Source organism: Streptomyces sp. NPDC042346 (assembly GCF_055581845.1).
The window spans coordinates 331,188-344,045 of record NZ_JBVJEH010000002.1 but is presented as its reverse complement, the minus strand read 5'-3'; the positions used below and the strand labels follow the sequence as shown (position 1 = coordinate 344,045).

At 71.4% G+C, this 12,858-nt stretch carries 14 protein-coding genes and 1 pseudogene; 12 read left to right on the top strand and 3 right to left on the bottom strand.

Going from position 1 to position 12,858, the window contains the following annotated elements; genetic code table 11:
• Positions 1-39 precede the first annotated feature (39 nt).
• Complete coding sequence (locus ACZ6K0_RS10250) at positions 40-408, top strand: STAS domain-containing protein (protein ID WP_469233933.1); 369 nt, start codon at positions 40-42, stop codon at positions 406-408.
• A gap of 62 nt (positions 409-470) precedes the next feature.
• Positions 471-1,550 (top strand): PP2C family protein-serine/threonine phosphatase, encoded by a 1,080-nt coding sequence (locus ACZ6K0_RS10245; RefSeq protein ID WP_469233935.1) that lies wholly within the window; start codon positions 471-473, stop codon positions 1,548-1,550.
• On the opposite strand, the pseudogene ACZ6K0_RS10240 reads toward ACZ6K0_RS10245, so the two are convergent.
• Positions 1,448-1,684 (bottom strand): annotated as a pseudogene (locus ACZ6K0_RS10240) (MarR family transcriptional regulator); the annotation flags it as partial. The gene ACZ6K0_RS10245 and the pseudogene ACZ6K0_RS10240 sit on opposite strands and share 103 nt — an antisense overlap.
• A 371-nt stretch (positions 1,685-2,055) precedes the next feature.
• On the opposite strand from ACZ6K0_RS10240, the gene ACZ6K0_RS10235 reads away from it, so the two are divergent.
• From ACZ6K0_RS10235 to ACZ6K0_RS10225, 3 genes are all read left to right on the top strand, one after another.
• Entirely contained in the window at positions 2,056-2,688 is a 633-nt protein-coding gene (locus tag ACZ6K0_RS10235; RefSeq protein ID WP_469233937.1) for a SpoIIE family protein phosphatase, read from the top strand.
• A gap of 108 nt (positions 2,689-2,796) precedes the next feature.
• Positions 2,797-3,282: an ATP-binding protein gene (locus tag ACZ6K0_RS10230; RefSeq protein WP_376406679.1), complete on the top strand. Its 486-nt coding sequence runs from the start codon at positions 2,797-2,799 to the stop codon at positions 3,280-3,282.
• 237 nt (positions 3,283-3,519) lie between these two features.
• On the top strand, positions 3,520-3,945 hold the full coding sequence (locus tag ACZ6K0_RS10225) for an SsgA family sporulation/cell division regulator (RefSeq protein ID WP_376406677.1): 426 nt from the start codon (positions 3,520-3,522) through the stop codon (positions 3,943-3,945).
• A gap of 49 nt (positions 3,946-3,994) precedes the next feature.
• On the opposite strand, the gene ACZ6K0_RS10220 is transcribed toward ACZ6K0_RS10225, so the two are convergent.
• Positions 3,995-4,417, bottom strand: a complete 423-nt coding sequence (locus tag ACZ6K0_RS10220) for an ATP-binding protein (RefSeq protein WP_376406675.1) — start codon at positions 4,415-4,417, stop codon at positions 3,995-3,997.
• Between the two features lie 254 nt (positions 4,418-4,671).
• Between ACZ6K0_RS10220 and ACZ6K0_RS10215 the strand changes: the two genes are divergently transcribed.
• Positions 4,672-5,508: an RNA polymerase sigma factor SigF gene (locus ACZ6K0_RS10215; protein WP_376406784.1), complete on the top strand. Its 837-nt coding sequence runs from the start codon at positions 4,672-4,674 to the stop codon at positions 5,506-5,508.
• A 27-nt stretch (positions 5,509-5,535) separates the two neighbouring features.
• Here ACZ6K0_RS10215 and ACZ6K0_RS10210 read toward each other — a convergent pair whose 3' ends face one another.
• Entirely contained in the window at positions 5,536-5,766 is a 231-nt protein-coding gene (locus ACZ6K0_RS10210; protein ID WP_469233939.1) for a glutamate synthase-related protein, read from the bottom strand.
• Positions 5,767-5,891: 125 nt separating this feature from the next.
• On the opposite strand from ACZ6K0_RS10210, the gene ACZ6K0_RS10205 reads away from it, so the two are divergent.
• From ACZ6K0_RS10205 to ACZ6K0_RS10180, 6 genes are all read left to right on the top strand, one after another.
• Positions 5,892-6,320: a hypothetical protein gene (locus ACZ6K0_RS10205; protein WP_469233941.1), complete on the top strand. Its 429-nt coding sequence runs from the start codon at positions 5,892-5,894 to the stop codon at positions 6,318-6,320.
• Positions 6,321-6,564: 244 nt separating this feature from the next.
• A complete protein-coding gene (locus ACZ6K0_RS10200) occupies positions 6,565-8,073 on the top strand; it encodes an aldehyde dehydrogenase family protein (RefSeq protein ID WP_469234330.1) in 1,509 nt (502 codons plus the stop codon).
• On the top strand, positions 8,070-9,596 hold the full coding sequence (locus ACZ6K0_RS10195) for a GMC family oxidoreductase (protein ID WP_376406669.1): 1,527 nt from the start codon (positions 8,070-8,072) through the stop codon (positions 9,594-9,596). Before ACZ6K0_RS10200 ends, ACZ6K0_RS10195 begins: the two co-directional genes overlap by 4 nt.
• Entirely contained in the window at positions 9,593-10,678 is a 1,086-nt protein-coding gene (locus ACZ6K0_RS10190; RefSeq protein ID WP_376406667.1) for a quaternary amine ABC transporter ATP-binding protein, read from the top strand. The genes ACZ6K0_RS10195 and ACZ6K0_RS10190 overlap by 4 nt, the downstream gene beginning before the upstream one ends.
• Complete coding sequence (locus ACZ6K0_RS10185) at positions 10,678-10,887, top strand: hypothetical protein (protein WP_469233943.1); 210 nt, start codon at positions 10,678-10,680, stop codon at positions 10,885-10,887. Before ACZ6K0_RS10190 ends, ACZ6K0_RS10185 begins: the two co-directional genes overlap by 1 nt.
• Positions 10,884-12,857: an ABC transporter permease subunit gene (locus ACZ6K0_RS10180; RefSeq protein WP_469233945.1), complete on the top strand. Its 1,974-nt coding sequence runs from the start codon at positions 10,884-10,886 to the stop codon at positions 12,855-12,857. The genes ACZ6K0_RS10185 and ACZ6K0_RS10180 overlap by 4 nt, the downstream gene beginning before the upstream one ends.
• Position 12,858 lies beyond the last annotated feature (1 nt).

The window sequence follows — 12,858 nt, the reverse complement described above, 5'->3', positions numbered from 1 at the left end:
CTGCCCAACGACCTTCCCCCCACCCGGAAAGCAGGGAACATGCCCGAGCGAGAACCGAACCTGGACATCGGCGTCGAGATCCATGACGCCCGCACGGCCGTGCTGTCCGTGGCGGGTGAGCTCGACATGGAGACCGCAGGCCGACTCGACGACCACCTGGCGGAACAGCTCGGCCAGGGGCGGCCCCATCTCGTCCTCGATCTGTCCGCGCTCGGCTTCATGGACTCCTCGGGCCTGAACGTTCTCATCAGGTCGGTTCACAGGGCGCGGGAGGCCGGCGGAGACCTGTATCTCGCCGCGCCGAACTCCGCGGTGCGACGCATTCTGGAGATCACCGGACTGACGACGACGCTCCCGCCGCACGACCGCCTGGCGGAGGCGTTGGCCGCGGCCGGCGGCGGGAGATAGCGGAGGGGGAGCGCGGTTTCCGGGCACGGGACCGAGCCCAGGGAGGAAGGAAGAGGGAGACCGTGCACGAGATCGCCGACGTCGAGCAGGCGCTCCGCCGGGCAGCTCCGCACCAGTTGGTGAGCGTCGTCGAGGGGCCTTCGTCGGTGCTGCTCCACCTGCCCGTCACCGTCCGCGGGGACCGGCTGGGCGTCCTCACCGCCGAGCTGCCCCGGGGAACCGACATCCGCCCCCTGTTCCCCGGACTCGCCCAGGTCTGCGACGCGCTCGGCCACGAGATCCTGGTCGCCGAGCGTGACACGGACCTGTACGTCCTGGCACGGCGGGCGACGCGGCTCACGCTCGCGGCGGAGATGCAGTGGCAGCTCCTGCCCGGTCGTTCGTGCGCCCGCCCCGAGTTCGCCCTCGCCGCCCATCTCGAACCCGCCTACGCCATCTTCGGCGACAACTACGACTGGTCGGTCTCCGACGGCCGTCTGACCCTCACCGTCACCAACGGCATGGGAGAGGGCATCGAGGCCGCCCTGCTGACGAACCTCGCGATCAACGCGCTGCGCAACGCCCGCCGGGCCGGTCTCTCCCTCGCGGACCAGGCCGCGCTGGCCGACCAGGCCGTGTACGCGCAGTACCGGGGTGACGCCTTCGTCTCGGTGCTGCCCGGTACGACACGTCATGGCGACCAGGAGTGGCAATGGGGACGTGGGGTGTGCGCCCGGCCGGAGCCGGAACCGGAGCCGGAGCCGGAGCCGGCGTCGCGCGGAGATCAGGCCGAGCTGACGTCCTTCAGCGGCGTGCGCGGGCGTGACGCGGCGGTCGGCCCGCTCTGCTCCACGGCCTCGTGGAACCCCGTGAGCCCCCGCAGCAGGGCCTTGCGGCTCGTCGGCGACATGTCGGCGATGACCGCGAGCAGGGCCTTCTCCCGCTGGGTCCGGAGCTCCCGCAGGTACGCCTTGCCGTGCACGGTCAGGTGCAGCTCCAACTGCCTCCGGCTCACGGGGCTGGGCAGGCGCCGGACGAAGCCCAACGCCTCCAGCCGGTCGCACATGCGGCTCACCGAGGGCGGCGCGGAACCGAGCAAGTCGCCCAGGGTGCGCAGGCTGATGCCCTCCTCGCGGTCCAGGCTGTACAGCACGCGCAACTGACTCGCCGAGACCGGTGTCGCCGACACCATGTCCCGGCCGCGCTCCCACAGCACCTCCAGCAGCTCGATGAGCTCCCGCGCGGCCTCGGCCGCCTGCTCCGGTTCCCGCGGGGACGGGTCGGGGTTGGTGTTCATGCCTGCCGACACTCCTCGGGCGTCCGGGGCCGAAGACGTCGGCCTTGCGACGGACCGGCCATCTCCACATCTCTCCAGAAGGCGGTACGGATCAGGTGGATCGACACGTGACAGTGGAAGGCGTACTGCGCGGGCTGCACCACACCTCCTTCTGGACCCGGTGCAGGTACCCGTATGGATGCCCTAGGTACCCGTGGACGCGGGCCCCGTCGGTCGCGTCTTCCGCACCCAGCAACCATATCTTTTCCGTGATGTCGGGCCCACGGCGACCGTTTGCCTTCCCGTCACGGTCCGCGGCGACCGGTTCGGCGTGCTCGTGGTCGTCCTGCCCGTGGACCGGTGCACCCCGGAGACCACCGGGAGTCCGGGCCGTGTCGCCGAGACGCTCGGGCACGCCCTGCGCGTCGCCGACCGCCACACCCCCGCCGCCCCTGGTGAGCCCCCTCGCCCTGACGGCGATCCGCAACGCACGGCGGGCCGGACTCGACCTGGTGGGGCAGGCCAGCCTCACCGACCAGGCGCTCTACGGGCAGTACCGGGGGAAGAGCACTCTGGCCGCCCTGCTGCTCCGCCTCGATCTGACCACCGGCGAGATCGAGGTGGTCGACGCCGGGTCGCCGGCCCGCTGGCGGATCCGCGGCACGGTGACCGAGCGCGTCGAACTGGACCGCCAACTGCCCCTCGGCATGGTCGAGGACACCGCCTACGCCACCCAGCGCCTGCGCCTCCTGCCCGGCGACCGGCTGGTCTTCGTCGCCTGCGGCACGGGCGAGCCCCCGACCGAGAGGGAGCACGAGGCACCGGACGCCCCCGTCGCGCGGGTGCTCGCCCGGACCTGCCACCTGAGCGGCGTGGACGCTCCCGGAGCCGTCGTGCGGGCTCTACGCGATACACCCCGTGGCGCACCGGACGCCGTCCTCGTGCTCTGTCTCGACTGGCGCGGCCACGGGGCAGGGTCACCGGACGCGAGCCGGGACGGGGAAACGGCTCCGCCCCCTCCCTGACACGTCACCGATGTGTGATCCCGTTGAGCGGTGTGGAAACCATGAAGACGGGAAAGGCGGGGTACGAGGTGCCCGGCGCACCCACCGGACGAGGGGAGTACCAGCGCGATGACGGACGCGATGACCGCGGAGCCTGCGGCACGGGACCCCTTGCTGTTCGCGAGTGTCGTCTACGACGACGCCTCCGGCGGCGGCGCGATCGCCTCCGCCCGCGCCTTCACGGCCGACTTCCTCGCGGCGGCCCCGTCCGTGCGGCGTGAACCGGTGGCCGACGAGCGCGTCGAGCTGGCGCAGTTGGTGGTCAGCGAGCTCGTGACGAACGCGCTCCGGCACACGGCCGGCCCCTGCCGCCTGTCCCTGGAGCTGCGTCACGACACCCTGGAGATCTCGGTGTTCGACCGCACGGCCGCCGCCCCCGTACCCCGCGGACACGATCCCCGCCGGATCGGACAGCACGGTGTCGAGATCGTCGTCGCCGTCTGCGAGAGCCTGAGCGTGGAGCCGCACCCGGAGGGGAAGCGGGTCCGGGCGTGCCTCTCCCTCCTGCCGGAGTACGCCGACGCGGCTGCCCCGGCGGACCGGCGACCGCACTGACCTACCCCGAGCGGCGGCACAGCGGACGGGCCACGGCTCCCCGGCCTCTGACGCCCTCTGCTCCCCCTGCCCTTGACGGGCCGTGCTCCCGCGACCTCCGGCGGCCCGTTCCCGCGACCTTCACGAAACCGCGACGCCATCGGCGCATCCGTCTCGCGTTCATGAGGTGTAGGAGGGATGGGACGGGTCAGGCGGACACCGCACCCGCTCGCCACGTCCCGTCAACCGGAGGACCTCATGCCACAGCACCCCGTCGCACCCCTTCCCTCGCCGCGCGTCCTCACGCAGCCCATGGCCATGGAGCTGCTGACCCCGGACGCGGTGGTCCCGATAGCGACCACCGTCAGTTACACCTCCCGCGACCCCCACGCGCTCAGCATCGTCTTCCACCTCCTGGAAGATGATCCCGTCCTGTGGCGGGTCGACCGTGAGATGGTCCTCAGCGGATCGCTGACCCCCACCGGCGCGGGGGAAGTCCACCTGTGGCCCGTTCCCGACGGCCGGCTTCTCCTGCGGCTCGGTCCGGCCGGGCACTGCGCCACGGTCAGGTGCGACCAGGACGGCCTCGCCCGCCTCGTACGCGACACCTTCACGCTGGTGCCACAGGGCACGGAGGAGAGTCACATCGACTGGCAGCCCCTGCTCGCCTGTCTCAGGCGCTGAGGTGAGGCGTGCGGGCCGTGGCCGCACGTGGAGGCGGGAAGCGGGTGCCTCATTCCGTTCGGTCGGGCGAGGGCGGCCCGAAGCAGGCGGTGACGTCCTTGCCACGCGGGCAGGAGCGGATCCGCACGTCGTCGGCTAGGGCGCCGATCAGGAGCAGGCCGCGCCCGCCCAGGGCGTCGTCGTCGGGGTGGCGTGGCTCGGGAACACGGGACGACGCGTCGTGCGCGGTCACGTGCAGGCACTCCTCGTCCCACGTGAGGATGAGCTGCGCGTCGCTGTGGGCATGGACGTGGGCGTTGGTGACCAGCTCGGAGACGGCCAGCACCACGGAGTCCACCAAGTCCGGTGCGGTACGGTCCCAGCCGAGCGTCGCCAGATGGTCACGCGTCCAGTCGCGTGCTGTCTTCACGCTGCTGCCGACGGGCAGCGATCGAGCCCACCCGACGGCTCTCAGTGAGGGGTCCTGTGTCATCTCTCTCCTTCGAACGACCGGGTGCTGCACCTTCCTTGTGTCTTCCTTCTGCCCAGCGACCTGCGCAGGAAGCGGGCCTCCGGCGCTCCAGGGCCCCGACAGGCATCGCGGGGAAGCCTTCTGAGTGCCCCTCGGGAAGCTCTCGGCACATTCGTTCGTGTGGACTTCACCGCTCCGGGTAGGCGAGCTGACACGGGGCCACGATTTCCGGCTCGGGACTCACGTGAAAGGGGAATGGCGTGACGCTCACCACGATGTCGGCCAAGGGAACTGAGGCCGGAACGGGAACGCTGCCGGTGATCCCGGACGCGTTGGCGGTCGCGCCGAAGGACGCGCGGGCCCTGTCGAAGGTCTTCTTCCGGGAGCTCGCGGTGCTGGAGGAGGGAACGCACGAGTACCAATACGCGCGCAACACCCTCATCGAGATGAACATGAGTCTGGTCCGCTACGCGGCCGGGCGGTTCCGTCATCGTGGCGACGAGATGGAGGACATCGTCCAGGTCGGCATGATCGGACTGATCAAGGCGATCGACCGTTTCGAGATCTCGCGGGAGGTCGAGTTCACCACGTTCGCCGTGCCCTACATCGTCGGGGAGATCAAGAGGTTCTTCCGGGACACCTCCTGGTCGGTGCACGTACCCCGCCGCCTGCAGGAGGCCCGGGTGGAACTGGCCAAGGCGACCGAGGAGCTGAGCACGCGTCTGGGCCGGACACCGACGGTCAAGGAACTCGCCGAGCTGATGAGCCTCACGGAGGAGGAGGTCACCGAGGCCCGGCTTGCCTCCAACGGCTACAACTCCTCGTCGCTCGACGCCGCGCTGAGCGGCGAGAGCGAGGAGAGCGAGGCCTCCCTGGCCGACTTCATCGGCAGCGAGGACCCCGCCATGGAGCTGGTGGAGGACTTCCATGCCCTGGCCCCGCTGATCGCCGACCTCGACGAGCGCGACCGGCAGATCCTCCATCTGCGGTTCGTCGAAGAACTCACCCAGTCCCAGATCGGGGAACACCTGGGCTGCTCCCAGATGCATGTCTCCCGCCTGCTCTCGCGCACCGTGAAGCGCTTGCGTCAGGGCCTGCTCGAAACCGGCTGATACGGCCGAGGGAGCGGTGGACCGTCGTCAGGCCCTGGGCGAGGGGAGCCCGACGGTGTCCGCGAACTCCAGCGGCGCGGCCCCGGTGCCGCCTTCCGCCCCGTCGACGACCATGAAGTCGGGCGTGACGTCCTCCTCCGGCATCGCCTCGCGGACGGCGGGGAACTCGCGACGCGATCCGACTGCCCTGGTGCCCCCGAGCGCGACCTGGTCGGAGCCGCGGGTGCTGCGGCGCGCCTTGTACTCGTGGACGTTCAACAAGAACGCGTGGGCTGAGGAGCCGACGGGGGAGTGGCGGCGGGCCCTGGATCGGGTGAAGCGCGACTCCTTGCCTGTCGGCGATCTCGCGGAGGTCCCGGCTGCCGTTCCCAATCCGGCACAGGTTGCCCGGCTCCGCACTGCGGTTGCTCAGCGGCGCGGGCGCGGTACTCATCTGGAGGCGTTCACACATCGACCGCTTCGGCGTGGCACCGGACGGTCGGCTGTTCCGGAACCAGGCCGGCAACTACGTGGACCCATCGGCCTATGGCACGACGTGGGCGCGGGCGCGGAAGTACGTGCTCACGCGCATGGAGCTCAGCTCCGGGCTGGCCAAGCGGCCCTACGATCTCAGGCACGCAGGCATCTCGTTCTGGCTGTACTCGGGGGTTGGCCCGGCCGAATGTGCTCGCCGCGCGGGCCAGAGCATCGAGGTTCTCTTCCGCCACTACGCCAAGTTCCTGGACGGCGTCCGGGATCACGCCGACCGCCTCATCGAGCAGGCCATGGAGGAGTGGGACCGCGTCAACCAGGGTGACCCGCCGGTGGGGTGAGCCGGGGATGTGGTCCGTGACCGGTCCGGAAGAGCTGGTCAGGAGCCGTCTGATGCTCTCCGATGGCCGTGTCCGCCCCCGCTCGCAATGACGTGTCCTGTATGTGCAACTTATTCATCCTTTGAGTGTGAGGCAGGACACTCTCCATAAGGCATTGCGCATGGTTCCAGAGACCCAGGGCAGGCGGCCGAACCGCCGGTACTACCGGCAGGGGAACTCAAAGGAACGAAGGGCCGTGCACGACGTGATCGCAGTACAACAGACCATCCATGTCGGCGGAGAGTGGCGCGCAGCCCTTTCCGGCGCCACGCGCGAGATCATCGATCCCGTCGACGCGACCGCCTTCGCGATGGTGGCGGAGGGCGGTGTCCAGGACACCGACGACGCCGTGGCCGCGGCACGAGCCGCGTTCGACGACGGAGCCTGGCCGCGTACGCCGGTCGCCGAGCGGGCCGCCCTGCTGCGGCGGGTCGCCACCCTCCTCGAGCGTGATCGCGAGCGGATCGGTGCCCTGGAGAGCCAGGACGCGGGCAAGACGCTGGAGGAGGGCCGCGTCGACGTCGACTGTGTCCGCGATGCCTTCCTGTACTTCGCCGACCTCGTGGCGAACGAGAACGGCGGACGCGTCGTCGACGCCGGTTCGGAGGAGATCCGCAGTGTCATCGTGTACGAGCCGGTCGGGGTCTGCGCCCTGATCACGCCGTGGAACTACCCGCTGCTCCAGGCCAGCTGGAAGATCGCGCCCGCCCTCGCCGCCGGCAACACGTTCGTGATCAAGCCCAGCGAGATCACCCCGCTGACCACCGTCGTGCTGATCGAACTGCTCCTGGAGGCCGGGCTGCCGCTCGGCGCGGCCAACATCGTCACCGGGCCCGGCGGCACCGTCGGTGCCCGGCTCGCCGAGCACCCCGATGTCGACCTCGTCTCGTTCACGGGCGGTATCGCCAGCGGCACGAAGGTCGCCAGGGCGGCTGCCGACAGCGTGAAGAAGGTCGCCCTGGAACTGGGAGGCAAGAACCCCAACGTCGTCTTCGCCGACGCCTGTGCGACGCCCGAGGGCTTCGACACCGCCGTCGACCAGGCACTGAACGCCGCCTTCATCCACAGTGGTCAGGTCTGCTCCGCGGGCTCCCGCCTCATCGTCGAGGAGTCGCTGCGCGAGCGTTTCGTCGCCGAACTCGCCCGGCGGGCCACCCTGATCCGGCTGGGACGCGGCACCGACGAGGGCGTCGAGTGCGGTCCTCTGGTCTCCGCGGCCCAACTGGAACGGACCGAGGAGTACGTGGCCTCCGCCCTCGGCGAGGGCGCGGTCCTGCGGGCGGGCGGCGAGAAGCCGGCGGGTCCCGGCTACTTCTACCGGCCCACGGTCCTCGACCGGTGTCACCGCCGCATGCGGGTCGTCCGCGAGGAGATCTTCGGCCCCGTCCTCACCGTGGAGACCTTCCGCACCGAGCAGGAGGCCGTCACCCTCGCCAACGACACCGAGTACGGCCTCGCCGGAGCGGTGTGGAGCGCCGACGAAGACCGTGCCCGACGCGTCGCGGCCCGGCTGCGCCACGGCACCGTCTGGATCAACGACTTCCACCCCTACCTGCCGCAGGCGGAATGGGGCGGCTTCGGCAAGTCCGGCATCGGCCGGGAACTGGGCCACGGTGGCCTCGCCGAATACCGCGAGGCCAAGCACATCTACCAGAACCTCGCTCCGCGCCCCGTGCGCTGGTTCGCGGGCGAGACACGGAAGGACCAGGCGTGAACGATCAGCACGTGTACGACTACGTCGTCGTCGGCGGCGGTACAGCGGGCTCGGTGATCGCCTCCCGGCTGACCGAGGACCCGGACGTCAGCGTCGCCGTCATCGAGGGCGGCCCCAGCGACGTCGGCCGCGACGACGTCCTCACCCTGCGCCGCTGGATGGGCCTGCTCGGCGGCGAGCTGGACTACGACTACCCCACCACCGAGCAGCCCCGAGGCAACTCGTACATCCGGCACAGCCGTGCGCGGGTGCTGGGCGGGTGCTCCTCGCACAACACCCTCATCGCGTTCAAGCCCCTTCCCTCCGACTGGGACGAGTGGGCCGAGGCGGGTGCCGAGGGCTGGGACGCGGCAGCCATGGATCCCTACTTCGCCCGGCTGCGCAACAACATCGTCCCCGTCGACGAGGCCGACCGGAACGCGATCGCCCGGGACTTCGTCGACGCGGCGCAGACCGCGCTCGGCGTTCCGAGCGTCGAGGGCTTCAACAAGCGGCCCTTCCACGAAGGCGTCGGCTTCTTCGACCTCGCCTACCACCCGGAGAACAACAAGCGGTCGTCCGCCTCCGTCGCCTATCTCCACCCGTTCCTGGACCGGCCGAACCTGCACATCGCCCTGGAGACCTGGGCGTTCCGCCTGGAGATCGAGGGTACGCGCGCCACCGGTGTGCACCTCCGCACCAAGGAAGGCGCGGAGCACGTCGTGCGCGCCCGGCGCGAGATCCTGGTGTGCGCGGGCGCCGTGGACACCCCTCGCCTGCTGCTGCACTCCGGCATCGGGCCGCGTGCCGACCTGGAGAAGCTCGGCATACCCGTCGTGCACGACCTGCCGGGCGTCGGGGAGAACCTGCTCGACCACCCCGAGTCGGTCATCGTGTGGGAGACACATGGTCCGATCCCGGAGAACTCCGCCATGGACTCCGACGCCGGGCTGTTCGTCCGCCGGGACCCGGAGGCGGAGGGGCCGGACCTGATGTTCCACTTCTACCAGATCCCCTTCACCGACAACCCCGAGCGCCTGGGCTACCAACGACCCGCGCACGGCGTGTCGATGACCCCCAACATCCCCAAGCCGCGCAGCCGCGGCCGGCTCTACCTGACGAGCGCCGACCCCGAGGACAAGCCCGCGCTCGACTTCCGGTACTTCACCGACGAGGACGACTACGACGGCCGGACCCTCGTGGACGGGATCCGCATCGCCCGGCAGATCGCGGCGAGCGAACCGCTGGCAGGCTGGCTGAAGCGCGAGGTGTGCCCGGGCCCGGAGGTCACCTCCGACGAGGAACTCAGCGCGTACGCCCGCCATGTCGCGCACACCGTCTACCACCCGGCCGGAACCTGCCGGATGGGGGCCGCCGACGACGAACTCGCCGTCGTCGCACCCGATCTGAGGATCCGGGGCCTTGACGGCATCCGGATCGCCGACGCGTCCGTCTTCCCGACCATGACCGCCGTCAACCCGATGATCGGCGTACTCATGGTCGGCGAGAAATGCGCCGACCTGCTGGGAGGTACGACCCGATGAGCACGCCGCACACCACCACGCCTCCGCGGAATTCGACGGAGTCCGTCTTCTCCGTACGCGATCTGTGGAAGGTCTTCGGACCGAAGGCCGACCGCGTGCCCGCCGACAAGCAGCTCGGTGCCCTCGGCGCCACCGAGCTGCGCGAGCGCACCGGCTGCACCGCCGCCGTTCGCGACGTCTCCTTCGACGTCCACAAGGGCGAGGTCTTCGTCGTCATGGGTCTTTCCGGCTCGGGCAAGTCGACGCTCGTTCGGTGCCTGACCCGGCTCATCGAGCCGACCTCGGGCACGATCACCATCGACGGCGAGGACGTGCTGTCCATGGACACCGGCCGGCTCCGCGAGCTGCGCCGACACCGGGCGGCGATGGTCTTCCAGCACTTCGGGCTGCTGCCGCACCGGACGGTGCTCGACAACGTCGCCTACGGTCTTGAGATCCAGGGCGTCGGGCGCGGTGAACGGCGCGAGCGGGCGGCGGAATTCGTCAGCAAGGTCGGCCTGGACGGCATGGAGCACCGCAGGCCGAGCCAGCTGTCGGGCGGCCAGCAGCAGCGGGTCGGACTGGCCCGCGCGCTCGCCGTCGACCCCGAAGTCCTGCTGTTCGACGAGCCGTTCAGCGCCCTGGACCCGCTCATCCGCCGGGACATGCAGGAGGAAGTCGTACGCCTGCACCGGGAGGAGGGGCGCACGATGGTCTTCATCACGCACGATCTGAGCGAGGCGCTGAGGCTCGGCGACCGCATCGCGCTGATGCGCGACGGCCGCATCGTGCAGCTCGGGACGCCCGAGGAGATCGTGGGCGCGCCCGCCGACGACTACGTCAGGGACTTCGTCCGGGACGTGCCGCGCGAACAGGTGCTGACCGTCCGTTCGGCGATGCGGCCCGCGCTCGCCGACGAGTACGAGGCCGGTCCCGCGCTCGCCCCGAGCGCCACCGTCCACGAGGCCATCGAGGCCGTCGCCCGTACGGGGGCGAACGCGCGGATCGTCGAGGACGGCCGGTGCCTCGGGGTGGTCGACCACGTGGGACTCCTCGGTGTCGTCGCCGGGGTCCCGGCCACGACAGGGAAGGCGGTGGCCTGATGTACGCCCGTACGACCTGGCCGCCGCCGGGCGGCACGACCCGCGCCGCTGCGGGAGCATGCCGCACCGGACACGTCCGGGCGTTCCTCGTCGGCCCGCGACCGGTCCATGACGCCGGCCGCACCACCGCCGGCCCGGTCCACGGCGGGACGGACGTCTTCGCCCGCCCCGTGGAGCTGACGCGCGACGCGGGCGGGTGGGGCCGATGACCGCCGCGGTCCCCCCTGCCTCTCCCCGCCGTGTATCCGCCCCCGACACGGCGCCCGGTGCCCTGCGCGCGTTCGTGTGCCACCGCGGCCGGCTGATCGGCGCCGGTACGGTTGCCGCGCTCGTCCTCGGCTCCCTGCTCCTCGGCGGCGGCAGCTGGCCGGCGTCGCTCGCCGTCGATCTGTCCGGCCCGCTCGACCGCGCCAGCGACTGGATCATCGACAACCGCGACGGCCACCCGCTGTTCCTCTACTTCCTCGGCCACGTCAGCAACGTCGTGGTCATCTCCGTCCGCGCGGTCTACCTCGTCCTGCTCGCCCTCGGCTGGGCAGGCGTCACCGCCACCGCGGGTCTGGTGGCCTGGCGCGTCGCCGGCGTCCGGCTCGCACTGACCGCCGTCGCCGCCTTCGCCGCGTGCGGACTGCTCGGCATGTGGGTCCCCACCCTGCAGACGCTCGCCCTGATGCTCGTCGCCGTCGCCGCGTCCGTGCTGCTCGGAGGCTTCCTCGGGCTGGCCGCCGGCCTGTCCGACCGTACGCACCGGTTCCTGCGCCCGGTCCTCGACACCATGCAGGTGCTGCCGGCCTTCGCCTACCTCCTGCCCGTCGTCCTGGTCTTCGGGATCGGCGTCCCCGCGGCCGTCCTCGCCACCGTCGTCTACGCCGCCCCTCCCATGGCCCGTCTCACCGCGCTCGGGCTGCGCGGCGCGGACGCCGGTGTCATGGAGGCCGTCGCCTCCCTCGGCGCCACCGGCAGGCAGCGGCTGCTGACGGCCCGGCTGCCACTGGCCCGCAAGGAGCTGCTGCTCGGCGTCAACCAGTCGATCATGATGGCCCTCGGCATGGCCGTGATCGCGTCCGTCATCGGCGCGGGCGGTCTCGGCGACCGCGTCTACCAGGCGCTGGCCGCCGTCGATGTCGGTGCCGCGCTCGCCGCCGGCGTGCCGATCGTGCTGCTCGCCGTCGTCCTGGACCGGGTCACCGCCGCGGCGGGGGAGCGCATCGGCGCGGCTCCGGCCCACCGGGCCGGACTCCGCTGGGCCGTCGCCCTCGGGGTGACCGCCGTCGTCGCCGCGGCGGGTCGCCTGTCCGGCCGGCTCTCCTGGCCGGACGGGTGGACGGCAGACATCGCCCCACCCGTCAACGGAGCGGTCGACTGGATGACCGCCCACCTCTACTCCGGCGTGCCCCTCGTCGGCGGCACCGCCGACTGGGCCGCCCGGTTCACCACATGGGCCCTCAACCCCCTGCGCGACAGCCTGCAGTGGCTGCCGTGGTGGGCGGTGCTGCTCACCGTTGGCGCGCTCGCCCTGCTCATCGGCACCTGGCGCACCGCCGCGACCGCCGTTCTCGCGATGGCCGCGATCGGTGTGCTCGGTGTCTGGGACCCGGCGCTCGACACGCTGTCCCAGGTCCTGGCCGCCCTCGCCGTGACGCTGGTGCTCGGCGTCGCCCTCGGCGTCGCCGCGGCCCGCAGCACACGCCTCGGACGCGTACTGCGTCCCGTGCTCGACGTCTTCCAGACGATGCCGCAGTTCGTCTATCTGATCCCCGTCGTCGCCCTGTTCGGTGTGGGCCGTGCCCCGGCGGTCGCGGCCGCCGTGGTCTACGCACTGCCCGCGGTCGTACGCATCACGGCGCAGGGGGTGCGCGCGGTGGACCCGGCCGCGCTCGAATCCTCGCGCTCGCTGGGCGCGACCGGTCGGCAGCAGCTGTTCCAGGTCCAGCTGCCGCTGGCACGGCCCGCGCTGCTGCTGGCCGTCAACCAGGGTGTGGTGCTGGTCCTCGCCGTCGTCGTCATCGGCGGCCTGGTGGGCGGCGGCGCACTCGGGTACGACGCGGTCTTCGGCCTCGCCCAGGGCGACCTGGCGACCGGTCTGGTGGCCGGGGCGGCGATCGTCTGCCTCGGTCTGACGCTCGACCGCGTCACCCAGCCGACGGAACGCCGCGGCCTTGCCGGAAGGGGGGCCTGAG